This window comes from Micromonospora sp. NPDC049175 (assembly GCF_043197345.1).
Classification (GTDB): domain Bacteria; phylum Actinomycetota; class Actinomycetes; order Mycobacteriales; family Micromonosporaceae; genus Micromonospora.
Map to the genome: position 1 here is coordinate 233,918 of NZ_JBICSY010000001.1, position 23,886 is coordinate 257,803.

The 23,886-nt window shown below is 71.4% G+C and carries 22 protein-coding genes; 10 read left to right on the forward strand and 12 right to left on the reverse strand.

Going from position 1 to position 23,886, the window contains the following annotated elements; genetic code table 11:
- Positions 1–14: 14 nt before the first annotated feature.
- The gene (locus ACGFH8_RS00965; protein WP_393361417.1) at positions 15–260 is read right to left on the reverse strand and encodes a flavin reductase; all 246 of its coding nucleotides are present in this window, start codon (positions 258–260) and stop codon (positions 15–17) included.
- On the reverse strand, positions 260–541 hold the full coding sequence (locus tag ACGFH8_RS00970; RefSeq protein WP_393364414.1) for a hypothetical protein: 282 nt from the start codon (positions 539–541) through the stop codon (positions 260–262). Before ACGFH8_RS00970 ends, ACGFH8_RS00965 begins: the two co-directional genes overlap by 1 nt.
- Before the next feature lie 315 nt (positions 542–856).
- On the opposite strand from ACGFH8_RS00970, the gene ACGFH8_RS00975 reads away from it, so the two are divergent.
- The 4 genes from ACGFH8_RS00975 to ACGFH8_RS00990 all read left to right on the forward strand — a co-directional run bounded on the left by ACGFH8_RS00975 (position 857) and on the right by ACGFH8_RS00990 (position 3,318).
- Complete coding sequence (locus ACGFH8_RS00975) at positions 857–1,624, forward strand: DUF5753 domain-containing protein (protein WP_393361420.1); 768 nt, start codon at positions 857–859, stop codon at positions 1,622–1,624.
- On the forward strand, positions 1,621–1,803 hold the full coding sequence (locus tag ACGFH8_RS00980) for a DUF397 domain-containing protein (protein WP_393361423.1): 183 nt from the start codon (positions 1,621–1,623) through the stop codon (positions 1,801–1,803). The genes ACGFH8_RS00975 and ACGFH8_RS00980 overlap by 4 nt, the downstream gene beginning before the upstream one ends.
- A gap of 164 nt (positions 1,804–1,967) precedes the next feature.
- On the forward strand, positions 1,968–2,231 hold the full coding sequence (locus tag ACGFH8_RS00985; protein ID WP_393361425.1) for a VanZ family protein: 264 nt from the start codon (positions 1,968–1,970) through the stop codon (positions 2,229–2,231).
- On the forward strand, positions 2,212–3,318 hold the full coding sequence (locus ACGFH8_RS00990; RefSeq protein WP_393364417.1) for a hypothetical protein: 1,107 nt from the start codon (positions 2,212–2,214) through the stop codon (positions 3,316–3,318). Before ACGFH8_RS00985 ends, ACGFH8_RS00990 begins: the two co-directional genes overlap by 20 nt.
- Positions 3,319–3,359: 41 nt before the next feature.
- On the opposite strand, the gene ACGFH8_RS00995 is transcribed toward ACGFH8_RS00990, so the two are convergent.
- Entirely contained in the window at positions 3,360–3,578 is a 219-nt protein-coding gene (locus ACGFH8_RS00995; protein ID WP_393361428.1) for a hypothetical protein, read from the reverse strand.
- 845 nt (positions 3,579–4,423) lie between these two features.
- The gene (locus ACGFH8_RS01000) at positions 4,424–4,885 is read right to left on the reverse strand and encodes a PLAT/LH2 domain-containing protein (RefSeq protein WP_393361431.1); all 462 of its coding nucleotides are present in this window, start codon (positions 4,883–4,885) and stop codon (positions 4,424–4,426) included.
- 222 nt (positions 4,886–5,107) lie between these two features.
- Here ACGFH8_RS01000 and ACGFH8_RS01005 point away from each other — a divergent pair, with 222 nt between their 5' ends.
- Complete coding sequence (locus ACGFH8_RS01005; protein ID WP_393361434.1) at positions 5,108–7,903, forward strand: BTAD domain-containing putative transcriptional regulator; 2,796 nt, start codon at positions 5,108–5,110, stop codon at positions 7,901–7,903.
- 30 nt (positions 7,904–7,933) lie between these two features.
- Positions 7,934–8,542, forward strand: a complete 609-nt coding sequence (locus ACGFH8_RS01010) for a class I SAM-dependent methyltransferase (protein WP_393361436.1) — start codon at positions 7,934–7,936, stop codon at positions 8,540–8,542.
- Between the two features lie 33 nt (positions 8,543–8,575).
- On the opposite strand, the gene ACGFH8_RS01015 is transcribed toward ACGFH8_RS01010, so the two are convergent.
- The 3 genes from ACGFH8_RS01015 to wrbA form a co-directional block, all read right to left on the reverse strand.
- On the reverse strand, positions 8,576–9,304 hold the full coding sequence (locus ACGFH8_RS01015; protein ID WP_393361439.1) for a tetratricopeptide repeat protein: 729 nt from the start codon (positions 9,302–9,304) through the stop codon (positions 8,576–8,578).
- A 68-nt stretch (positions 9,305–9,372) separates the two neighbouring features.
- Positions 9,373–10,230, reverse strand: coding sequence for a GNAT family N-acetyltransferase (locus tag ACGFH8_RS01020; protein ID WP_393361441.1), 858 nt, complete (start codon positions 10,228–10,230; stop codon positions 9,373–9,375).
- Positions 10,231–10,258: 28 nt separating this feature from the next.
- Positions 10,259–10,858: an NAD(P)H:quinone oxidoreductase gene (gene wrbA / locus ACGFH8_RS01025; protein ID WP_393361444.1), complete on the reverse strand. Its 600-nt coding sequence runs from the start codon at positions 10,856–10,858 to the stop codon at positions 10,259–10,261.
- Positions 10,859–11,153: 295 nt separating this feature from the next.
- On the opposite strand from wrbA, the gene ACGFH8_RS01030 reads away from it, so the two are divergent.
- Complete coding sequence (locus ACGFH8_RS01030; RefSeq protein ID WP_393361447.1) at positions 11,154–12,098, forward strand: acyltransferase domain-containing protein; 945 nt, start codon at positions 11,154–11,156, stop codon at positions 12,096–12,098.
- A gap of 19 nt (positions 12,099–12,117) precedes the next feature.
- Here ACGFH8_RS01030 and ACGFH8_RS01035 read toward each other — a convergent pair whose 3' ends face one another.
- The 3 genes from ACGFH8_RS01035 to ACGFH8_RS01045 all read right to left on the reverse strand — a co-directional run bounded on the left by ACGFH8_RS01035 (position 12,118) and on the right by ACGFH8_RS01045 (position 17,540).
- Positions 12,118–12,552: a VOC family protein gene (locus ACGFH8_RS01035; RefSeq protein WP_393361450.1), complete on the reverse strand. Its 435-nt coding sequence runs from the start codon at positions 12,550–12,552 to the stop codon at positions 12,118–12,120.
- A gap of 91 nt (positions 12,553–12,643) precedes the next feature.
- Positions 12,644–15,241 carry a rifamycin-inactivating phosphotransferase gene (gene rph / locus ACGFH8_RS01040; protein WP_393361453.1) on the reverse strand — a complete coding sequence of 866 codons (2,598 nt, stop codon included), beginning with the start codon at positions 15,239–15,241 and terminating at the stop codon, positions 12,644–12,646.
- Between the two features lie 97 nt (positions 15,242–15,338).
- Positions 15,339–17,540: an MMPL family transporter gene (locus ACGFH8_RS01045; RefSeq protein ID WP_393361456.1), complete on the reverse strand. Its 2,202-nt coding sequence runs from the start codon at positions 17,538–17,540 to the stop codon at positions 15,339–15,341.
- Between the two features lie 69 nt (positions 17,541–17,609).
- Here ACGFH8_RS01045 and ACGFH8_RS01050 point away from each other — a divergent pair, with 69 nt between their 5' ends.
- The 3 genes from ACGFH8_RS01050 (at position 17,610) to ACGFH8_RS01060 (ending at position 20,588) form a co-directional block, all read left to right on the forward strand.
- Positions 17,610–18,236, forward strand: coding sequence for a TetR/AcrR family transcriptional regulator (locus ACGFH8_RS01050; RefSeq protein WP_393361459.1), 627 nt, complete (start codon positions 17,610–17,612; stop codon positions 18,234–18,236).
- A 54-nt stretch (positions 18,237–18,290) separates the two neighbouring features.
- Positions 18,291–19,697, forward strand: a complete 1,407-nt coding sequence (locus tag ACGFH8_RS01055) for an acyl-CoA synthetase (RefSeq protein ID WP_393364420.1) — start codon at positions 18,291–18,293, stop codon at positions 19,695–19,697.
- Positions 19,698–19,832: 135 nt separating this feature from the next.
- Positions 19,833–20,588 (forward strand): MBL fold metallo-hydrolase, encoded by a 756-nt coding sequence (locus tag ACGFH8_RS01060; protein WP_393361462.1) that lies wholly within the window; start codon positions 19,833–19,835, stop codon positions 20,586–20,588.
- A gap of 65 nt (positions 20,589–20,653) precedes the next feature.
- Here ACGFH8_RS01060 and ACGFH8_RS01065 read toward each other — a convergent pair whose 3' ends face one another.
- Together ACGFH8_RS01065 and ACGFH8_RS01070 are read right to left on the reverse strand one after the other, a co-directional pair.
- Entirely contained in the window at positions 20,654–23,029 is a 2,376-nt protein-coding gene (locus ACGFH8_RS01065; protein ID WP_393361465.1) for an FtsX-like permease family protein, read from the reverse strand.
- Complete coding sequence (locus ACGFH8_RS01070; protein ID WP_393361468.1) at positions 23,026–23,718, reverse strand: ABC transporter ATP-binding protein; 693 nt, start codon at positions 23,716–23,718, stop codon at positions 23,026–23,028. Before ACGFH8_RS01070 ends, ACGFH8_RS01065 begins: the two co-directional genes overlap by 4 nt.
- Positions 23,719–23,886 lie beyond the last annotated feature (168 nt).

The window sequence follows — 23,886 nt, forward strand, 5'->3', positions numbered from 1 at the left end:
GCGGACTTACTCGCCTAACGGCGCTCGGCCCAGCCGACGAAGCGTGGCGCCAGGTCGGGCAGCGTGGCGTCCGGGTTGAGCCGAGCGAGGTCGGCCTCGGCCTCCTTCTGGACCCCCGCGAGGTGAAGCAGCAGGCCCGGCCGATTCTCGCGGAACTCGCCCAGCAGGCGCAGCTTTGCTGCCGAGCAGGGCCACAGGATGCCGCAGTTCGGGCAGCGCCACGACGGGCGAAGCGGCTTGTGCTCCGGCTCGCCGCGCATCAGCCGACCCTCACGGAGCCGCGACGGATGACCTGCCGGTGAGCGGACCTGGGCTTTCTGGGTGCGGAGGGGTGGGCCTCCCACCGCACACCATCGCGCATCACGAACAGCTCGCGCCGCGCCACCGCGTCGCCCGCCGCGCTCAGCTCATAGCCATCGATCCACAGCCATCCGTCGTACGTGTGCCGATCAGGCAACTCGCGAATCGCTCGGACCGTGATCGGGCGCAGGAACCGCACGCTCGCGGCGGTCGTCAGGCAGATTACGTCACCGGCCCTCATCTGCCCGATCACTGCGTCACGGGCCAAATCGGAACCACGATCCCCAGCGGCCACGGAACGGGCGGCCGCCCAGGTTTGGGCTTGCTGTCGTGCTTGGAGTCGTCGGGCACAGTTTCCTCCTGCTGCCGGTCGGGAAGGAGCCGCCCCTGTGGATGCTCGCCCGCCAGGAGCGGCCCCTCTTACGAACGCGGCCGCCGAGTCTCGAGTCCTCCACCGGCCGCGCCGCCTATCGCCACCTTGCCGACTGTTGCGTCACGAACACACTGCGTTGTACTACCTTCGGTAGACGATCGCGACGATCTGAGGAGGTAAAGGATGAACCACGCGGTTATCGAAGCCATGTCGGCGGTGGGCGAGACGGCGGACAGCCTCGCAGGTCAAATCGGCGTTGACCCCAAGACAGCAGCCAAGTGGGCTAACCCGGGAAGCATCCCGCAGACTCGGCACCGCTCGAAGGTCGCCGCCTTGTTGGGTCGAGAAGAAACCGAACTATGGCCGGACGTTTTGAAACGTCGAGAACCTTCCTGGTTTCGTCGATGGGTCGACATCGAGCGGGAGGCGCTCGCGCTGCGCGCATTCCAACTCGCGTGGGTGCCGGGCCTGCTACAGACCGAGGCGTACGCGCGAGCCACGCTCGCGTGGGAGGCGCTGACACCGGCTGAGATAGACGAGTTGGTGTCCGCACGCATAGACCGGCAGGCGGTCCTGACCCGGGAGCGCGGCCCGCTGTTCGTCGCCGTCGTGGACCAGGCCGTGTTGGAGCGCCCCATCACCGCGGACCGATCGGTCATGGCCGCCCAGCTTGACTACCTGGTGCAATGCTCCGAGCTGCCCAACGTCGAGCTTCATGTAATACCGCGCGAAGCGATGGCCTACCCAGGGCTCAACGGACCGTTCACCATTGCCGATCTACCGAACGGGACGCGAGTGGCGCATGTGGACAGCCAAGCGCACGCGCAGATCGTTGAGCAAGCGTCCGAGCTTGGTACGCTCGAACGGCGGTGGGAACTCATCCGGAGTGAGGCTCTACCCCGGGGGCGATCAGTGCAACTCCTGAGAGAAGCGGCGACATCATGGACATGAGCGGCGCGCAGTGGCGTAAGAGCACCAGAAGCGGCAGCAACGGTGGCGACTGCATAGAGGTCGCCGACAATCTCCCCGGCGTCGTACTCGTGCGCGACACCAAGAACCGCGACGGCGGAACGCTCAACTTCAGCGCCCAGACCTGGCGCTCCTTCCTTTCGTTCGCCAAGCAGCACTGACCCCGAGGCGCAAGAAGGCCCGGCTCCCACTCGGGGGCCGGGCCTACGTCTTTCGGTGGTCAGGTCGAGGCGACGATCATGTGCCGGACCTTGGTCGCGGATGCAGGTCACCGGGGCGTCATCCCGGAGTGGGAGCCTCCAGGGCCGGCGGCAGGTGTACGGCGATGTTCGCGGCGCTGGCGTCGGTGTCGCGGATCGTCGCGCTCGCGGCGGGCTGCTCGGTCGGTGTCGAGGCCGCGCAGTACGTCCTGCGGCTGGATCGGGTGTCGTCGGTGGACGACGTACTGCTCAACGCCGCCGGCGCCGGACTTGCCGCGTTGGCGTCGCGCCGCTGGTGGCGCGCTGCGGCCCGAGCCTCGGGTCCCTGCGCCACCGAAGGCTCGCCGACGGTGGGATCGTGTACGGGTGATGGAGGCCGCGCGACGTGAACTCGAACGGGCACGAAGCTCCTCGGCCGGGTGGCACGAGCTGCGCTACGAGCGCGGCACCGACGCCGATGGCCAGGCCTGCGACGAGAACGCCTGTCGGCGGGCGAGCGTGTTGTGGGCGCTGCAGTACGGTCGTCGGGCCGAGGACCTCCCGCTGGTGCGGTGGCTGGCCAGGCAGGAGGCACAGTGTCGACGCGAGGCGCCGTCCCAGGGCATGACCGACGAGACCGAGCTGGCCGGCTATCTGCTCGCCGAGTATCGCCAGGTCGAGGACGTGTGGCTGCACTGGGAACTCAAGCGGGCCGACTTCGACACCTGGTGCGGCTACGACGGTGAGCACCTGTTCGCCGCCGGCGTGCCGGTCACCGTTGCCTTCGTGCGGGACAGCGGGCACGCCGAGCGGGACGACGTGCTGGCGTACCTGTTGGACGAGGAGGGCCAGCCGTGGGTCTCCGAGGAGACGCTGGCGGAATGGTGGCGAGGGAAACGATCGTTCTTCCCGGATGATCCGACCGCCGAGGACCCGCTCACCTGGATCGCTCGCGCCAAACTGGTCGGTGATCGGGTGCTGGCGCGCGAGTTGTTGGACCGCTGGGCGGTGGATCGGCCTCGGGACGAGTCCACACTGAGCCATCTGCGATATGAGTTGGCCGACCTCGGGGCGTTCGCTGAGGCCGCTGCGGCGCAGCGGGAGAGTCTGGTGTTCACCGACACCGCATGGGATGCGGCGTCGGCGTGGCAGTCCCTCGCCGAACTGGAGCGCCAGGCCGGCGACCACGCCGGCGCCTGGGAGGCGTTACGTGAGTGTCGCCGGGCCCTGCACGACGTGTCCGGCTGGACCGAGGTCGGCCTGGGTCGGATGTACGTGGGGGAGCTTTTCCTCCTGGCCCGTTGCGCCGGCGCCGAGCTTGCCGCTGTGGTGTTCGCCGAGGCCGACCGGCAGGCGCACCAGGTCCCCCGGTTGCCTGTGGTGGTGCTGCGAGTCGCCGCCGAGGCGGCGGACCGAGTCGGTCACCAGGCCGCGGCGAGGCTCTACCGGCAGCTCCGCGATGCCGAACAACGGCGCGTCGACGGCGAGCGCGGTTAAGGCCGGACACCTCGCGCTCTCGCGCGCGAGCCGGTGGCGGGTCACGCGGGGCCGCGTGCCCTCCGACCCGCTCGGCCGAGGTCTGGCGACTTCTTGAGCAGGACGACACCGCCCACGACGAAGATGATGCTGAGGACTATCCCGGTGACGTTGCCCTGGGCCAGGGTCGCGAAGAGGCCCAGCAGGCCCACGATGACCGCCACCCCGCCGACAAGTCGCATGAAGTAGCCGCCGACCGACTTGACTCGTTCATTCGCCATGGTGATTCTGTGCCCGACGGGCCGGTGCCACAAACACGCGATGGCGGCGGAGCGCTCAGCAGTGCCCGGCCCAGTCGTCAGGCTGCGACAGCGATCCGCACAGTCAGCCCAGGACCGCTCGGATGACCGCGTTGTTTCCGTCCAGTTCCAGCAGGTTGACGACCCACCCTCCCGGTTTGGGCTCGGCTCCGGGTTGGTCGCATCCGACTCGCCCGCCGCCGTCGGCGTGTGTCCCCACAGTGCACCCGGGGCGCGACAGGAAGCCGCCACCGCCGCCCCTGCCATTGGCGTCGGTCAGTCGCACCCGGACGCCGCCGTCCTCCACCGAGGACGACACCGTCCATCTGCCGAGCGGGAATTTGACCGAACCGGAGAAGGACACTGTGCAGTCGCCGTCGGCACACGCCGGGTACGTGCTGCCGCCCCCGCTCGGCGCCTTCGTGCTCGGTGCCGCCGTGGACTCCTGTGCCGCTTCGGGCTTCCGTGACGCGTCCGCGGAGGGGGAGGAAGATGCGGAAGGTCCGGCGTCACGGGGACTTGTGGGGGAAGCAGCGAGGGAGGCGGTCGCGGTAGCGGCGGTGTCAGGGCTCGACCACGTGGCACCGGAGGACGATTCCGCCGTGGAGTTGCAGCCTGCTACGGCCAAGACCAGCAGTAACGCCCCGATCGCGGTGCGCTTGGCGGCGGAGGGTCGGCAATGCTTCACGCGCGGAGTCTAGTGGCCCGACTGTGCCGGATCTTGGAGCGCCCAGGCGTCGCCGGCCCATCGTGAACGCCGGGCGCGGCGGTGTCCCCGGCCGTCGATTGGCCGGGGACACCGCCGAGGCGTCGGAACGGGTTCGACCTCAGGGGCAGTCGAACCAGCGGGTCTCCTCACCGTCGCCGTAGTAGGCGTTCATCGGGCAGTTGTACCAGGTTCCGGTGGCGTGCGCGTAAACCTGCGCGTACTCCGGGTACCACTCGGAGCCATTACTTCCCTTGTAGACACCGATGAAGTCCGGGCGTCCGATGTCGAACCACGAGAATGGCCCGAAATAGTCATTGCTGTTGCGCTCGAAATTGTCGGCCGAGTTGTCGAGGTTGACATAGCCGGGCGATTCGGCGAGCGTGCCGTAGACCTTCATCTTCACGGTGGCGTCGGTGCCGGCCCCGTTGATGTTCGCGGTGTGCACGAAGATCGTGTACCGCTGAACAGCGTTGACGCCCATGTCACCGGCCGCGGCGGCGCTGGCGGCGGTGCCGCCGACCAACGCCGTCATCATCACGACGAGCGCGCCGGCAACTGCGATGGGGATTCGGAATCTCATGGCTGACTTCCTCCTACGGAGAGCTGAAAACGATTGCTGCCAGGGCAGTACGACGACTGTGGCAGCGCCTGCTGCCGCGACGCTGACGTGGCGCTGAAAATGCCGGCACCGTCCGGTCTCCGACTGAGCCGTCCAGGCCAGAGGTTCCGTCGATAACCTGAGTCGAATCGTGTGGTCGAGGCGGGGGACCCAATGCGAGTCAGGCTTCTTGGACCGGTCGACGTGACCACGGAGACGACCGCCCGTACGATTTCCGGACTCCGCCGCAAGGGCGTGCTCGCCGTGCTCGCCCTGCACCCGGGCGTCATCGTCAGCACCGACCGCCTGATCGACGTGATCTGGGCGGACCAGGCCCCCGCCACCGCGCCGAACAGCCTGCAGAGCCACGTGTCCTACCTGCGTCGCGTCCTCGGCGCGCGTAGCGCGATCCTGGGTCGTCCACCCGGCTACCTGCTGGATCTGCACGGCGAGGCCACCGACGTCCAGGTGGCCGAGCGGCTCATCCGCGAGGGCACCCGGTCGACCGACCACGGCCACGCCCGCACGCTGCTGGCGGATGCCCTCGACCTGTGGCGGGGTCGTTCACTTGTCGACGTCGCCAGCCTCGACTGGCTGCACGCGCAGGCCGAACGCCTGGAACACCTCCGGTTGGTCGCCGTGCGCGCGCTCGCCGACAACCGCCTGGCGCTCGGCGAGCACGCGCAACTCGTACCGGAGTTGGAGCTGTCGGCCCAGCACCATCCCCTCGACGAGCACATCCACGACCAACTCATGGTGGCGCTCTACCGCGCCGGCCGACAGTCCGACGCGCTCGCGACGTACCGGCGGTTGCGCCGCACCCTGCGCGACGACCTGGGCATCGAGCCGAGCCCGGCGCTGCGCGACCGGGAGAGCGCCATCCTGGCGCAGGACCCGGCGCTCGCCTGGTCGGCGCCGGCCGGGGAGGTGGTCACGGTCGCGGCCCGCGAGTCCGCGCCGGCCCAACTACCCCCGGCGGTACGCGCCTTCGCCGGTCGTCACGACGAGGTGCGCTGGCTCGACGACCGGCTCGGTCGGCCGGGTGCGCCACACCCGCCCGCGGTGGTCATCTCGACCATCTCCGGGACACCGGGCGTCGGCAAGACGACGCTCGCCGTGCACTGGGCCCACCGGGTCGCCGACCGCTTCCCGGACGGCCAGCTCTATGTCAACCTTCGGGGCTTCGATGCCGGTGGGGCGGTGCTGGACCCCGCCGACGCGATCCGGGGATTCCTGGACGCGCTCGGTGTGCCGGTGCAGCGTGTCCCGGCCGACCTGTCCGCACAGGCCGCGCTCTACCGCAGTCTGCTGACCGGCCGACGGGTCCTCGTCCTGATCGACAACGCGCGCGACGCGGAGCAGGTCCGCCCGCTGCTGCCCGGCTCGGCCGGCTGTGTTGCCGTGGTGACGAGTCGCAACCAGCTCACCTCGCTCGTCGCCGGCGAGGGCGCCCAGCCTCTCGCTCTCGACCTGCTGCCCGCGTCCGAGGCCCGGGACCTGCTGGCCCGCCGGCTGGGCGGTCATCGCGTCGCCAGCGAGCCGGTCGCCGTCGACCAGATCATCGCGAGCTGCGCCCGGCTGCCCCTCGCGCTGGCCGTGGCCACCTCGCGGGCCGCCACCCGTCCCGGTTTCCCACTGGCGGCCCTGGCCGGTGAGTTACGCGACGCGGCCGACGCGTTGGACGCCCTCGACGGTGGTGACCCGACCACCGACGTACGCGCGGTCTTCTCGTGGTCCTACCGCGCACTGAGCCCGGCGGCCGGTCGGATGTTCCGGCTGCTGGGGTTGCACAGCGGTCCGGACATCGCCGTGCCGGCCGCGGCCAGCCTGGCCGGCGTCCCGCTGCGCGAGGCCCGGGCGCTGCTGACCGAGCTGACCCGCACCCACCTGGTCATCGAGCACACGGCCGGCCGGTACGCGATCCACGACCTGCTGCGCGTCTACGCGACCGAGCTGACCCACGACCTCGACAGCGACGGTGAGCGGAAGGCCGCCGTACGCCGTGCGCTCGACTTCTACCTGCACGTCGCGTATGCCGGCGCCCGGCTCCTGCAACCCTTCCGTGACCCGATCGACCTGGGCATCGTCCACGCCGGCGTCGCGGCGGTGGCGCCGGCCGACGCCGGACAGGCGATGGCCTGGTTCGTCGCGGAGCATCCGGTGCTGCTCAACGCCGTGACCCGCGCGGCGGAGGACGGGCTCTACGCGCACGCGTGGCGGTTGGCGTGGACGATGGCCGACTTCTTCGACCGCAAGGGTCACTGGCACGACTGGACCACGACCCACGAGACGGCGTTGACCGCCGCCGACCTGCTCGCCGACAGGTGGGCGGCGGCGAGCGTACGCCGTGGTCTGGGTCGTGCCCGCGCCCACCTGGGCCAGTTCGCCGAGGCGCACGCCCAGCTCCGGCAGGCGGCCGACCTGTACGTCCTCCTGGGCGACCTGACCGGCCAGGCGCACGTGGCCCGCAGCATCGCCTGGGTCTGCGCCCGGCAGGGGCGGCACCGGGAGGCCCTGGCCCACGCGCAGCACGCGCTGACGTTGGTCGAAGCCGTCGGTGACCGCGCTCTGCAGGCCCGCGCCCTCAACTCGGTCGGCTGGCAGTACGCCCAGCTCCGCGACCACGGCGCGGCCCTGCGGCACTGCCGGCGGGCGCTGCGCCTCGTCCGCGAGGTGGGCGACCGGTTCGGGGAGGCCAACACCTGGGACAGCATCGGCTACGCCCACCACCACCTCGGCGACTTCCAGCAGGCGTCCGTCTGTTACCAGCGGGCGGTGGAGCTGTTCCGGGATCTCGGCGACCGCTACTACGAGGCCGACACGCTCACCCACGCCGGGGAGAGCCACCAGGCGGCGGGCGACCCGGAGGCCGCCCGGGTCGCCTGGACGAGGGCGTTGGACATCCTCGGCGCCCTCGGCCATTCCGACGCCGACCGGCTCCGCGCCAAGCTCCGCCACCACCGGATCGTCGGCCCCCCGACCCCGGCGCCCTGCGCCTGACCCCCACCCGGGCCTCGTATAGTTCCGGCGGTGCGGAGCGAGAAGGTTCGGCAGGCGTACGGGTCCGTCGCAGACCTCTACATCGACCTGTTCGGCACGACCCAAAAGATCAACCCGGACGACCCGGCCTTCATCGGCCGTCACCTGGCCGGTCAGACCGGCACGGTGCTCGACCTGGGCTGTGGCCCTGGCCATCTCACCGGTTACCTTCGGTCGCTGGGCGTCGACGCCAGGGGGATCGACCTGGTCCCCGAGTTCATCACCCATGCGCGGGCGGCCCACCCGGACGTCGAGTTCCACCTCGGGTCGTTCGAACGCCTCGACGTCGCCACCGGCTCCGTCGACGGCATCCTGGCCTGGTACTCGCTGATCCACCTGCCGCCGGAGGAGGTCGACGGCGTACTCGGTGAGTTCCGCCGGGCGATGGCCCCGGGCGGCAAGCTGGTGCTGGGCTTCTTCGACGCCGACGAGGTCGGCCCCTTCGCGCACAAGGTGGTGACCGCGTACCGCTGGCCTCCGGACGAGGTCTCCGCGCGACTCAGCCGGGCCGGCTTCCGGGAGGTCGAACGCGTCCAGCGGCCGGCCGAGGGCGGCCAGCGGCCCCATGCCGCCATCGCGGCGGTCGCGGATGCCGGGTAGCCGGGGTCCTCGGCGCGGCGGGTGTCGATCGCGTCAGTCGGCGTCCTCGGCGAACGCCGCGCGCGGCGCGAGGTGCTGGCCGCGCGCGTACTCCGCGGCGAAGCCGGTCGCGCCGAGCGCCTCGACCGCGGCCGTCCGGACGGCGGCCAGGTCGGCCGCGTCGTCGGGGTCGGGCACCTGGCCCAGCTCCGCGAAGGCGGCGTCCGTGACGGCGACCAGCAGGCCGGCCCGCGCGTGGTCGCCGTGGGCCGACGCGAGCGCCGCGCCCGCCAGGCAGACGTACGGGACGAAGTCCGCCCAGCCGTTGCGGAAGACCCTCTCCCGACTCGCGGCGAACAAGGCCCGCGCCGCGTCGAGATTGCCGAGACCCAACTCGCAGAACCCGAGGTTGTGGGTCTCCGAGTTGGCGAGCTTGGGCTGGCCCAGAGCCTCGTTGAGCGCGATGCTCTCCCGGTAGAGCTGCCGGGCCCGGGTCAGGTCGCCGGACATCCGGGCCACCGCGGCCAGCACGTGGCGGGGCCGCTCCTCCAGACTCCGATCGCCGGATCGAAGGGCGACCACGAGCGCTTCCCGGGCGCGCGCCTCCCCGCCCGGGAGGTCACCACCACGGATGGCGACCCGGGCGAGGCTGTAGCGGGCCTCCACCTCCCCCGCCGGATCGCCGGCGGCCCGCGCCCTGTCGATCTCGGCCTCGCTCATGCGCACCACCGCGTCGGTCTCGCCCCGACGGAAGGCCGCGCGAACGTCCTCGCGGAAACCCATGTGTGTTCTTCCCTCTCCGCTGCGGTCGTCGTCCTGCGCGAACGCGTGCTCGTCGGCCCGCTGTGCGGTCAGCCCGCTGTGAAGAGGGTCCAGGTCTCCACGAGACCGAACCCCATCGACTCGTAGAGCGCCCGGCCCATCACGCTCGACTGCAGGTAGGCCGCGTCCGCGCCGGCCGCGATGCCATCGCGCAGTACGGCCTCCGTGATCTCGCGACCCAGTCCGCGGCCTCGTGCGGATGGCACGACCGCGATGTTGAACACGCCAACCACGCCGGAGGTCGACATCGCGAGCCCGGTGCCGACGGGCCGACCGGACTCCTCGGCCAGGTAACCGGTGATGGAGTCGGCGTCGAGCACACCGCCGCTCATCAGTGAACCGAAGATGCCCTCGGGAGCTTCGAAGCCCCGCGTGAGGGTGTCGGTGTAGAGGTCGGCCTCCGCCGCGCGGACCTGGCGGACCGGTTCTCGCCGCCTCGCGTCGGCCCGGAACACAACGTCCTGCGCGCCACAGGCCAGCATCGGCACATCGCTGAGGTGGAGCAGCCCGTGTCGAGCCGCGAGAGCGCGGACCTCGTCGTCGGCCTCGCCGCGAACCATTATCGACCAGCGCGCGGCCTGTCTGCCCACCTCGACCGCCATCTCGGCGAGCGCCACGAGGTCCGGTTCGAGCGTCGTGTCGTAGGCCGCGTTCAGCGTCGCCACCCCGGAGTGGGTCAGCGCTGCGCGGGCGGTGCCCCGCTCGGCGTACCAGCCCTTCGGGGTGACCGCACAGAGGCGCCTGATGGCGTCGAAGTACGACGCCGCCATCCGCTCGGCGATGGTGTTGATCGGAACCCCCCTCGTGCTGTCCGCGGCCACCACCCCCAGCCCTGCGGCCCCGGACCAGCCCGGGAAGCGTTCGAGTATGCCTGGGCCGGTCTCCACCGATGGAAACCGGCCCCAGCGAGGGCGGTCAGGCGGCGAGCTTGTCGGCGATCTTGACGACCCGCTGTGCCATGTGGTCGAGGGCGTTGAGCTGCGCGTCACCCAGCGGGGCGTCGTTGCTGCCGCCGGTGACGTGCGAGACGCCGTACGGGTTGCCGTCGGCGAACTTCAGCGGGTCGGTGTAGCCGGGCGCGACGACCAGGCCGCCGAAGTGGTGGATCGTGTTGTAGAGCGCCAGCAGCGTCGACTCCTGGCCGCCGTGAGCGGTCATGGTCGCGGTGAAACCGGCGTACACCTTGTCGGCCAGCAGGCCCTGCGCCCACTGCGGGCCGAGGGTGTCGAGGAACTGCTTGAGCTGGCTGGCGACGTTGCCGAACCGGGTGGGGCTGCCGAACAGCACCGCGTCGGCCCAGACGACGTCGTCGGCGGTCGCCTTCGCCTCGTCCTTGGTGGCGTCGAAGTGCTGGCTCCAGGCGGCGTTGGAGGCGATGGCCTCCGCCGGGGCAAGCTCCGGGACCTGGCGCAGGCGCACCTCGGCGCCGGCCTTCTCGCCGGCCTCGGCGAGCCGCTTGGCCATGGCGTGAATGGTGCCGGTGGAGGAGTAGTAGATGACGGCGAGCTTGGTCATCGGAGGGGTCCTTCCGTCGAAGTAGTTGCTAGCGATAAATTTGCTGCCGCAACAATCTCACTCTAGCAACGGCGGCGAGCGGTTGCCACCGGACCTCGGCCCGACGCCCCCTTCCCCCCATCGGCGGGGACCCGAATACCGACAGACGGCGCTCCGCGGCGGTGACCACCGAATGCCCCCGGTCGGGACGGCCGACGCCCGACGGCACGAAGTGGTGTCCCGTGCCACACGGAACCAGGCCACCGGAGACATCGACGGCCGACGAGGCGACTCCACGGCCGGTACGATCGGCCGCGTGGATCTGGAGGTCGTCGCCGACCGACTCGGGGTGCCCGTCGAGGCCATCGACCGCGTGCACCGCCTGGCGAACGACGGGCCGTCGGCCCCGCTGCCCGCCCCGGCCGACGCGCCAGCGATCCTCGACCGGCTCGCGGCACGACCGGACGACGCCGCCGAGATCATGGCGGGCTGGCCCCACCCCGACTCACCACTGTGGACACCGGAGTTGCGCTGGCTGCTCGACCGCTCGACGGCCCTGGTTCTCGCCGATCTCGGTGGCCACGGCTGGCTGCCGCCCGGTCCGGAGCTGCCGCGCGACCGAGGTCCCGCCTGGCGGCACCTCTACGTGTACGCGTACCTGGCCCTGGTCGACGTCGTCCGGGGATACCACCGCGACCACGGCATCACCGACGAGGTGTCCTGGGCGACCCTCGCGGACCTGGGCCGCAACCTCGCGATCGACAGGCGGATGCGCGGCGAGGGTTGGCCGGTCATGCAGAGCTGGCTGACGCTGCACGCGCGCGGCGGCCTCTACCAGTTGGGCCGATTGCAGCACCAGCGCGGCGGCACGGCCATCGACCTGCACATCCCCGAGGCGGGGCCGCTGACCCCGGAGGCCGTCGAGGCGTCGCTCGACGAGGCCCGCGCGTTCTTCCCCCGTCACTTCCCCGACGAGCACTACACGGCGTTCGCCTGCGGATCCTGGCTGCTCGACCCGCAGTTGCGGGAGTACCTGCCCGCGGACTCCCACATCATCCGGTTCCAACAACGCTTCGTGCTGGACCCCTACGAGGAGCCGGAGGGGCTGGACGCCGATGTCGAGGTGCGGCGATTCGTGTTCCGCACCCTGACCACGCCCCTCGACGAGTTGCCGCGCGACACCGTGCTCCGGCGTGCGGTCGTCGACCATCTGACGGCCGGCCGCCACTGGCGCTGGCGCCGGGGCCGGTTCCCGATCTAGTCGCGAGTGGCGCGGCCCCTCAGCCGAGACAGAACTCGTTGCCCTCGACGTCCTGCATCACGAGGCACGACTCGTTGTCCTCGTCGGCGGTCAGCAGCCGCACGCGCGTCGCGCCGAGCGCGACAAGTCGCGTGCATTCGGCCTCCAGCGCGGCCAGCCGCTCGCCGCCCACGAGCCCGGTGCCGACCCGCACGTCGAGGTGCAGCCGATTCTTGACGATCTTGCCTTCGGGGACGCGCTGGAAGAACAGGCGCGGGCCCACCCCGGAGGGATCAGCGCAGGCGAACGCCGAACCCCGCTGCGCAGCCGGCCGGGTCGCCTCGAAATCGTCCCAGGTGGCGAAGCCCTCCGGCGGCGGCGGTACGACGTATCCCAACACCGCACACCAGAACCGGGCGACACGCTCCGGCTCCGCGCAGTCGAAGGTGATCTGGACCTGCTTGACCGGCGACATCGCTCCACCCTAGAGGGGCCCGCGCGTCGGTCGCACCGAATTATCGGCGCGACCGTTGCCGTCGGTGGGCCACCGTGACGACGACCGGCCGTCACGGCAGAATCTCGACGTACCCGTCACTGCCGTGTACGCGGATCCGCTGTCCGTCGGCGATCAGCCGGGTGGCGTCCACCACGCTGACGACAGCCGGCAGGCCGTACTCCCGGGCGATCACCGCGCCGTGTGTCATCAACCCGCCGACCTCCGTCACCAGGCCCGCGATCGCGACGAAGAGGGGCGTCCAGCTCGGATCCGTGTGCGCCGTGACGAGGATGTCGCCGGGTTCGAGATGAGCCTGTGCCAGGTCCAGGATGACGCGGGCGCGCCCCTCGATCGTCCCGGCGGAGACCGGCAGGCCGACCAGAGCGCCGGCCGGGACGTCGTCGCGTCGGTACGCCCCGGTGAGGGCCTCGCCCTCGGAGGTCAGCACCCGGGGCGGCGTGAGCGCGTGGTACGACCGGAACGCGTCCCTGCGTTGCCGGATCAGCGTGTGGTCCACCCGGTGTGAGCGCACGACGTCGTGCAACTCCTGGAACGTGAGGTAGAAGGCGTCCTCCGGCTCGCGGAGCACGTCGGCCCGCACGAGGCGCTCGATCTCTCGCAGCAGGGCCTGCTTGTAGACGAAGTAGCGGCTGATGATTCCGTACTTCGGATACTCCCGGTAGCCGACGAAGGTCCGGACCCGTTCGATCATCCGCTCGGTCTCGTCGGCCTTCTGCTCACCGTCCGGCAGCGCCCGCAGGCGCGTCAACACCTCGCGCGTCTTCCGCTGCGCCTCCTGCCTCCCCTGCTCGAAGCGCTGCTGGGCGGCGCCCGGCGCGAAGTTCGCGACGTTGTCGAGGAGCACGGGCAGGAGCGTGGCCGGGCGTTCGCGCCACCGCGGTCTCGTGATGTCGATCTCGCCGACGCAGCGCATGCCGTACCGGTCGAGGTAGGCCTCGATGGCGTCGCGCGCTTCGGCCCCGCCCGCGAGCTTCGGCAGCTCGTCCAGGAAACCGTCGTCCTCGACGCCCCGCAGGAACGCCACCACCTCCGGATGCGGTCGGATCACGTCCGCGACGTCGAGCAGCGCGAGCCCCATCTCCGACGTGACGTTGCCGGGGGCGGACAGGGTGAGGGTGTCGGCGGCGTTCCGCTCGCCGAGCCATTCCCCCAGCCGGTCGTTGAGCCACCAGGTGGCCTGCATCCCCGCCATGATCGCCTGCATGCTCAACGGATCGCCGAGGTCCCGCCTGTGCTCGTCGAAGGCCTTCAGCAGGAAGTCGAACAGCGCTGGTCCGGTCAACGGGGCGATGTCGTTCCGCAGGGCCGCGACGGACGCCTCGTTGCGCTCGACCAGTTGGGTGACGATGGCCGGGTCGGTAGCGATCGGGGTGGCGGTGGCACCGCCCGGCGGCCGGAGGGGACCGCTGTCCGGCAGCGCCGGGACGAAGCCGGGGCGGTCGAGGACGGTCCGCAGCGCGTCCCCGGTCAGCGGATCGATCCGGCCGGTCATCTCCAGGAAGCTGGCGCGGCTCGCCGGCGCGGCCAGCATCCGGGTCGCGTCGACGAACAGCCTGCCGCCGGCCTCGTGCATCGGCGTCATGGCCGTCAGCTGCCACATGGAGAGGCCCAGCGGCTTCATGGGATCGGTCATCATCTGCTGGTGGCCGACGGAGAGATAGATGTGGTTCTCCTGGTCGTCGGCCACGGGGATGGGGAAGAGCGTGGTGATCGGCCGGCTCTGCACGATCTGGAAGTCATCGTCGACCAGGCACCACTCGATGTCCTGCGGACAGCCGAACCGCGCCTCGATCCGTCGCCCGAGTCGCACGAGCCGGAGGGCCTGCTCATCGGTCAGCGCGGGCTGCTCCTGCCGCTGGCTGTCGATCGTCACCTCGTGCGTCCCGCCACCGGGCAGGGCGTGCACGGCGACCTGTTTGGCGGCGACCGCCCTGTCGACGACCGCACCGTCGCGCACCCGGAAGACGTCCGGGTTCACCCGGCCGGAGACCAGTGCCTCGCCGAGGCCGAAGCTGGCGTCCACGGTGGCGACCTGCCGGTTGCCGGTGACGGGGTCGGCCGTGAAGAGGATGCCGGCCGACCGTGGGAAGACCATCTGCTGGACGACCACGGCCATCCCGACCCTGCGGTGGTCGAAGCCGTTGCGGAGGCGGTAGGTCACGGCCCGCTCGGTGAACAGCGACGCCCAGCACCGGCCGACGTGCGCGAGGACCGCCGTCGGACCCTGGACGTTCAGGTAGGTGTCCTGCTGGCCGGCGAAGGAGGCCGTCGGCATGTCCTCCGCCGTCGCGCTGGACCGCACGGCGTAGGCGGATTGCTCCCCGTGCACGAGGAGCGCGCGGGTGATCGCCGCCGCGAGGTCGTCAGGGATGGCGGTCCCCTCGATGCGCTGGCGGACCTCGGCGCTGAGCACGCGGATCGCCTCCCGGTCGTCCGGCCTCAGGCGCGCCAGCTCATCGAGCAGATCGCCGATCGCGGGCCCCTGCGCCACGATCCGCCGGAAGGCGGCAGTCGTGACGCAGAAGCCGGCCGGCACCCGGACGCCGTCGATCCGGGTCAGTCCGCCCAGGTTCGCGCCCTTGCCGCCAACGAGCGCGACAGAGGTCCGGTCCACCTCTCGAAGATCCACAACGTACGGCTCGATCATCGCCACACCTCCTCCGCGGCCGCGCTCGGGCGCACCGCAGCCGCCGATTCTGCGGCACGACCCGGGTCTTGCCGCAAGCCCCCCGGTACGCTATAAGTTAGAAGTGGCAGGGAGTCGGATCTCCCTGCCTTTTGCTGTGGTCGCCCGGGGCAGGCTGAGACTCTGGGTGACGCCGGCCCGGCCACCGACGCCAGGCGACCGACCCGAGAATGCTCAACACCGCCGGGCCGAGCACCAGGCGGATGACTGTGACGTCGATGATGACGGCGGTCGCCAGTCCGATACCGATCATCTTGATGCTGGTGTCCTCGATCGGCACGAAGGACAGGAACACCACCGTCATGATCGCCGCGGCGGCGGTGATCAGCCGGCCCGTGCTGTCCACGCCGACCACGATGGCCCGCTGTGCGTCGTGGCCACTGTCGTACTCCTCCTTGACGGCCGAGAGCAGGAACACCTCGTAGTCCATGGAGAGTCCGAAAAGGACCGCGAACAACAGCATCGGCACCATCGACATGATCGGCACGGGTTCGTCGATGCCGATCAGCGACAGGCCCCAGCCCCACTGGAAGACGGCCACCAGGACGCCGAACGCGGCACCGATCGACAGCAGCGCCAGCACCGCCGCCTTGAGGGCGAGCACGGGCGCCCGGAACATCGCGATCAGCAGTAGTGCCGCCACGGCGAGCACGGCAAGCACCATCCAGGGCAGCCGACCGCCGACCGCGTCGGACAGGTCCGTGACGAAGGCGGTGGGACCGCCGACGTAGATTGTCCCGTCCGTGCCCCGCTCGGCTGCCGGCGCCACCTCGTCGCGGAGGCGATGCAGCAGGTCACTGACCTCGGCGTCCTGTGGCGAGTGCCGGGGCACCACGGTGAGCAGCGCGAAGCCGCCGTCCGGGCTCAGTTGGGCCGGGGTCACCAGGGACACTTCCGGATCGGCCGCGAGGCCGCTGCCCAACCTCTCCAGCATGGCGTCGCCCCGGCCACCGCTCGGCAGGTCGGCGACGACCAGGAACGGCGCGTTCCAGCCGGCCCCGAACTCCGTGGCGATCCTGTCGTACGCCTTGCGCTGGGTGAAGCTCGGCGGCGCGTTGCCGTCGTCCGGGGTGCCCAGCCGCAGGCTGAACATCGGGATCGTGAGCACGACGAGGAGCAGCAGTGCGCCGGCGGCGTACGGGTAGGGGTTCTTCGCCACCCGGCTCGCCCACCGCCCCCAGCCGCCGATCGCCTGCCCCGCGCCGGGCTTTCCCGCGACCGGCGCGTCCGTGCGCCGACGGCCGACGCGCAGGGCGTTGATCTTCGGCCCCAGCAACCCGAGCACCGCCGGCAGCAGGGTCAGCGCGGCGAGCATGGTCATGCCGACGGTCAACGCCGCGGCCACACCCATGCCGCCGATGAACGGGATGCCGGTGAGCAGCAACCCGAGAATCGCCGCCACCACTGTCGCGCCGGCGAACAGCACCGCGTGGCCTGCCGTGGCGAGTGCCCGGCCGACGGCGTCCACCGTCGGCATGCCGGTCGCGAGGTAGTGCCGGAATCTGGTGATCACGAACAACGCGTAGTCGACGCCCGCCCCGAGACCGAGCATCACCGCCACGATCGGTGCGATGGCCGGGATGTCCATGCTGGTGCCGACGATCAACACCAGCGCGGTGCCGGCCATCAGCCCGAGCACGGCGACCAGCACGGGCAGGCCGGCGGCCACCACCGACCCGAACGCGAACAGCAGGACGAGCAGCGCCGTCCCGACGCCGATGAACTCGGATCCGCTGGTCTCCGGGGTGGCGGCCAGATCCACCACCAGGCCGCGGAACTCCACCGTCAGCCCGGCGGCACGAGCCTTGTCGGCCGCGGCGTCGAGCCGTTCGCTCTGCTCGGCGGTGAGGTCGCCGAGTTCCCTGTCGTACTGCACGGAGCTGATCGCGGTGCGGCCGTCGGCGCTGAGCTGACCGCCCTGCTCGGCCAGCGGGTCGGTGGCCGACCGGACGTCCGGCTGTCCGGCGAAGTCCGCGACCACCGCGTGGATGGCCTCGGCCTGGGCCGGCTCGCGGAGCGGGCCCCTGTCGCTGTGCCAGACGACGTCGGCGCTGGCGGCGCCGAGTTCGGCGAAGTGTTTCTGGGTGAGGTCCACGGCGCGCTGCGACTCCGCGCCGGGGATCCGGAATTCGTTGACGAAGGCGCCGCCGCTGACCTGGGCCGCACCGAGCAACGCCAGGACGCTCACGACCCAGGCCGCGAGCGTCAGCCAAGGGTGCCGGGCCGTGGTGCGCCCCAACCGATCGAGGGTTCTCTCCATGCCCGAAGCCTAGATGCACTCTATGCAACATTGCAATGGATGCAACAAGCGGGCTTGTAGGATGCAGCGATGACGGGCAACATGGGCCTTCGCGAGCGGAAGAAGGCGCGCACCAGACAGGCGCTCGTCGACGCGGCGATCGCACTGTTCGCCAGCAAGGGATACGACGAGACCACAATCGCCGACGTGACGGCCGCCGCCGACGTCTCGCCCCGCACCTTCTTCGTCCACTTCGCCAGCAAAGAGGACGTGCTGTTCGACGATCCCCCGCTCAAGCTGGAACTCTTCACCGCTGTGCTGGCGCACCCCGGTCCGGACGAGACCCCCGCGCAACTGCTGGTCCGGGCGTTCCACTCGGTTCTTCACTCCGACACCGACCTCATGGGCCAGTCCGAGCGTGTCCGCGCCGACCTGATCCTCCAGACGCCGGCACTACAGGCCGGCGCGGTGCGCAAGGTGTTGGAGGGTCAACGCGAGATCGTCCGGGCGCTGCTCGACGCCTATCCCGACACGCTGGACCCGGTAGCCGCCTCGGCGCTCGTCGGTGCCATGGTGGGCACCCTGGTCGGTGCGATCACCATGCTCTACTCCGATGCCGCGGTGGCGGCCCGGATGGCCGCGGATCCCCAGCGGATGCGCGCCGAACTGGAAGCCGCCATCAGCTCCACCTGGCACCACCTCGGCGGCACCGGCTGACCCCCGCGTGCGCCGGTGGCGCACGCGGGGCACGACGAGAAGGGTCCCGTGCCTGTGCTGCTGAGCTGGCTGCTTTCGGCAACCGACGAGCGTCCGGATGCGATCCGGATCGACGACCGGGCCACGTCGTGGGTCGAGTTGCGACGGCTCGCCGCCGCGGTGGCCGACGACCTGCGCGGTGTGGACCGTGTCGCCGTCGACGCGACTGCCAGCCTGCACACGGTGGTCGGTGTCGTCGGCGCGCTGCTGGCCGGGTCCGCGGTGATACCGGTGCCGCCGGACGCCGGCCCGATGGAACGTGAGCACATTCTGCGTGACTCGGCGCCCGGAGCGATGCTCGTGCCGGCTCACGGTGAGCGCCAGCAGCCACCCGACGGGCTGCCGACAATTCCGATCGACCTGGGCCGAGGGTCGGACACCCACCATCCGGAGCCCGACCCGGCCGGCATCGCGCTGATTCTCTACACCAGCGGCACCACCGGCGCGCCGAAGGGCGTGACGCTCTCCCGCCGAGCCATCGCCGCCTGTCTCGACGGGCTCGCCGCGGCCTGGCAGTGGACGCCCGACGACCTGCTCGTGCACGGCCTGCCGCTGTTCCACGTGCACGGTCTGGTGCTCGGGGTGCTCGGCCCCCTGCGCGTGGGCGGCCGGCTGCACCACGTCGGCCAACCCCGCCCCCAGCGGTACGCGGCGGCGGCCGGCTCCCTCTATTTCGGCGTCCCCACCATCTGGTCCCGGATCGCCGCCGACGAGACGTCGGCCCGGGCGCTACGCTCCGCGCGGCTGCTGGTGTCGGGCAGCGCCGCCCTGCCCGCGACGGTCTTCGCCGACCTGACCAGGCTCACCGGCCACGAGATCGTCGAGCGGTACGGGATGACCGAAACGTTGATCACGATCAGCGCGACCGCCGACGGCCCCCGCCGGCCCGGCGCCGTCGGTCTGCCGTTGCCGGGGGTACGCACCCGGGTCGTCGACGAGCAGGGCCGCCCGATGCCCACCGACGGGGTGACGATGGGCGAGCTGGAGGTGTGCGGCCCGACCCTCTTCGACGGATACCTGAACCGGCCCGACGCGGACGCCGCCACCCGGACCTCGGACGGCTGGTTCCGCACCGGCGACGTGGCCACGATCGGCCCGGACGGCTGGCATCGCATCGTCGGCCGGGCAGCCACCGATCTGATCAAGAGCGGCGGTTACCGGATCGGCGCCGGGGAGGTGGAGGACGCGCTGCTGGCGCATCCGGGCGTCCGGGAGGCCGCGGTGGTCGGCACTCCGCACCCTGACCTCGGCCAACAGGTGACGGCGTACGTCGTGGGCGACGGGATCGACGAGGCGCACCTCATCGAGTTCGTGGCCCGACAGCTGTCGACGCACAAGCGTCCCCGACAGGTGCGGCTGGTCGAGGCCCTGCCCCGCAACGCTCTCGGCAAGGTGCAGAAGAGCCGACTCGGCACGGAGTGATCCCCGCCGGCCGCCGGCGACCCTCCCGGACCGGCCGCCCCGAGATCGAGGCGTTCCCCGCCGAAAAGTGGGAACGCCGACTCGCGCACCTCGTGCGAACGACCGCGGGTGCCACCGGAGACCAGGGAGAGCGCCATGACCGAGCTGACCGTGCGCGCCATCGGCGGGCCGACGGCCGTCCTCGACTACGCGGGCTCGCGCGTCGTGGTGGATCCGACCTTCGACGATCCGCAGACGTACCACTACGGGAAGGTCACCGCGACCAAGCTGGCCGGCCCGAGCGTCTCACCCGGGGACCTCGGCCAGGCCGACCTGGTGCTCGTGTCGCACGAGCACCACCTCGACAATCTCGACGTCTCGGGGCGGGAGTACGCACGGCAGTCCCGACGGGTGCTCACCACGGCGGCGGGCGCGCCGAACCTCGGCCCTGGCGCGGTCGGCCTCCGGCCGTTCGAGCACGTCGACGTCGGTGACCTGCGCGTCACGGCGGTTCCGGCGCTGCACGGTACGCCGGAGATCGGTGTGGTCAACGGTCCGGTGATCGGCTTCGTGCTGGAGGCGACTGGCTGGCCGACGGTCTACGTCAGCGGTGACAACGCCTCGGTGGATGTCGTGGCGGTGATCGCGGAGCGGTTCCCGGCGATCGACATCGCGATCCTCAACCTGGGCGCGGCCCACATCGCGGCACGCGGCGAGGGGTTCCTCACCCTGACGGCGGAACTGGCGGCCCGCGCGGCGGCCCTGCTCGGTGTGCGGGCGGTGGTCCCGGTCCACCAGCACGGCTGGGCGCACTACACCCAGGGCGCCGACGACGTCGTGCGTGCCTTCGAGGAGGCGGGGTTGCGACAGGTGCTCGTCGACCTGCGGCCCGGCGACACGGCGACCATCTGAGTTTCCGGCACACGCGGGTGACCGCCGCTCACGGGCAACTCCCGCGAGCGGCGGCTCCCCCTTCGTCACTCGGTTCGCAGTGCCACCGCGACCCGGGTCTTCGCCGCCCAGCCGGCCGGCAGTAGGGCGCCGACCACGGCGACGACCAGCCCGCCGAGACCGAAGAGCAACAGGTCGACCGAGCCGTACACGTCCAGGACCGCGTCCGGCAGGCGGAAGCCCACGCTGCTCGCCATCTCGGTGATGACCGTGCGTTGCAGCAGCACGCCGACCGCCGCGCCGACCACCCCGCCGACCAGGCCGGTGACCACGACCGACGCGATGACCATGGCCGTGGTCTGCCGGGGTGTCATCCCGAGCGCCTTGTGCACGCCCAGGTCGTGGACGCGTTCCCGGGTCTCCAGCACCACCGTGTTCAGCACGCCGAGGCCGGCGACGACCATCAGCAGGAGGCTGAGCAGCCCGGTCAGCGCGTTGATGATGATGATCATCTCGTCGGGCTCGTGGTTGAGTCCGTCGGCCAGCGCGCCGAGCGGCTCCAGAGCCGCCGTCAACGCCGTGGCGTACGCCCTGGCGTCGGTGCCGGACGCCACTGTGACGTAGTAGATCGACGGCGTCAGCTCCGGCTCGGCCACCCGGAGGGTGGCGACGTCGGTGACGACCTGCATGCCGTCGTCGTCGAGGTTGAACGCCTCACCGACGATCGTGACGGGGATGTCGACACCCTTGTCGGTCAGCACGATGCGGTCACCCACCTGTTTGCCGGCAGCGGTCAGGAACGGCGTCGAGACGACGATCTGCGCCGGGCCGGTCAGCCAGGTCCCCGACACCATCCGGTAGTAGCGCGCCGCGTCCGGCCCGGTGACGGCAACCGCGTCCAACTCTCCGGTGATCCCCCCGGCGGTGACCTCGCTGCGGGCCATGCCCAGGTATCCGTCGGTGCCCGGCTGGCCGGCGATCACCCGCTCGATCGCGGCCGGGTCGCCGAACGGCTCCGGCTGCCCCGGCCTCGGCGGCTGCCCCGGCGGTGGTGGTGGCCCGCCCTGCGGCGCCCGGTGCGGCTGCCCGACCTGGACGTCGGCGATGTCCTCGACCTCCTGGATCCGGTTCAGCGACGTGCCCAGACCGACCGCGAAGGTGACCGCGGCCGCGCCGAACGCGATCGCGGCGACGATGCTCACCGCTCGTACCGGTCGGGCGAAGGGGTGGGCCAGTCCGAGCGTCACCGGCCGGGAGATCGGCAGCCGGCTGGTCAGGCGGGCCGCCCATCGACCGCGGCCCGGCCGCGGGGTACGCCCGACGGCGAGCGCGTCGACGCTGCGCAACCGGCCGGCCCGGGCCGCGGCGGCCAGGGCGGTCACCGCCACGAGGGCGAGCGCGCCGCCGGCCACGACCGCGTTGACCCAGAACGCCACACCATTGTCGTCCGTACCGTAGATCTGGTTGGTCTGGGCGAGGATCGGCACGGTCAGGAGGTTGCCGGCGACCACACCGAGCGCCGCGCCGACGGTGGCCGGGATGAGCGCCTGCCCCACGTACGCCCGGACCACCTGGGCTGGCGTGAAGCCGAGCGCCTTGAGGATGCCGATCCGGCGGGTGGCGGTGGAGACCGCGCCGGCGATGACGTTGCCGATGATCAGCACCGCCATGACCACGCCCAGCATGCCGAAGGCGATCAGGAACGGCACCAGCAGGACGGTCTCGCCGGTCGCCTCCCGGCGGACGTCGAGCCACGACACGGCGCTGTCGAACGCGGCGGCGGGGACGGACGCCTGCACGGCGGTCCGGCCGGCCTGGACCTGTGCGGCCGTGCCGGCCTCGGTGAAGCGGTAGAGCATCTGGTAGGCGCGGGGGCCGTCGGGTCCGGTCCACGCCGCGAGCTGCGCCGGGGTGGTCCAGGCGTCGGCGGTCTGGCTGGCCGACCGGGCGAGCCCGACGACCGTCACCGCTGGGCTGCCCGGCGCGTCGGACACCGTCCACCGCTGGCCGAGCACCTGCTTCGGCAACCGCAGGTGCTCCCCCGTGGCCAGCACGATCTCCCCCGGGCCGGTCGCCCACCGGCCGTCGACGACCTCGACCCGGTCGACCTCGCCGCCCGGATCGGCACGCCCGACGACGGTCAGCGGCGGCACCGGGTCACCCGTGCGGCTGGTCACGTTGAGTTCCGCGTTCGGGAACGGTCCCGCCGACCCGGCGACCCCGGCGGCATCGGCGGAGGCGGCCAACTGCGCCTCGGTTACCGCGCCAGCGTCGAACTGGGCGGTGAGGTGCGCCCCCTGTTGCTGGCTGAAGGCCCGGTCGAAGGGTCCCCGGGAGGCCACCATCAGCGAACCGCCGAGGACGGCCGAGGTCACCGCGATCATCACGACCAGGCCGATCACGACAGTCTGTACGCGTCGCCGGCCGACCCCGGCCCGCACCACCCGAGCCAGCGCGCTCATCGGGCCCGCTCCAGCGCGGAGTCGGCGGCGACCTGCCCGTCCAGGAGCTGGACGGTCCGGGTCGCGCACCTCTCGGCGAGGACCAGGTCGTGGGTGACCACGACGATGGTCTGGCCGTCGGCGTGCAGCTCGGTCAGCAGCCGCATGACCTCCTCGCCGGAGGCGGTGTCCAGCGCCCCGGTCGGCTCGTCGGCCAGCAGCAGCGGCGGCCGGTTCATCAGCGCGCGGGCGACGGCGACCCGCTGTCGTTCACCGCCGGAGAGCCTCCCGGGGTACGCGCCGGCGTGTCGGTCGACGCCGAGCCGGCCGAGCAGCTCGGCCGCCCGCCGCTGGGCGGTGCCGCGGCCCATGCCGGCCAGCTGTGCCGGCAGCATGACGTTGTCTGCGACGGTCAGGTCGTCGAGGAGGTTGAAGAACTGGAACACCAGGCCGATCCGGGCCCTCCGGTAACGGGCGGAGGCCGCTTCGCCGAGCTGGTCGACACGCACCCCGTCGACGGTGACCGTGCCGGTGCTCGGCCGGTCCAGCCCGGCCACCAGGTTCAGCATCGTCGACTTGCCGCTGCCGGACGGGCCGAGAATCGCCACCGCCTCGCCGGGCGCGACGCTCAACGACACCTCACGCAGCGCCGGTGGCCCCTCGTCGTACCGGCGTGTCACCTCGTGCAACTCGATAAGCGGTGTGGTCATGTCCCCGTCTCCTCAGGTGGTGGTGAGCTGGCGAGGCTGACGCTAGGGGCGGGTACGAGTCGGACGCATCGGCAGCGAGAGGCATCTTCGGTACCGCGCCGGGATGAGTGCTGCCGACGTCATCCCTGCGAGGTAGGCGTGCGATGTAGCGACACCGCTCCCCAGGCG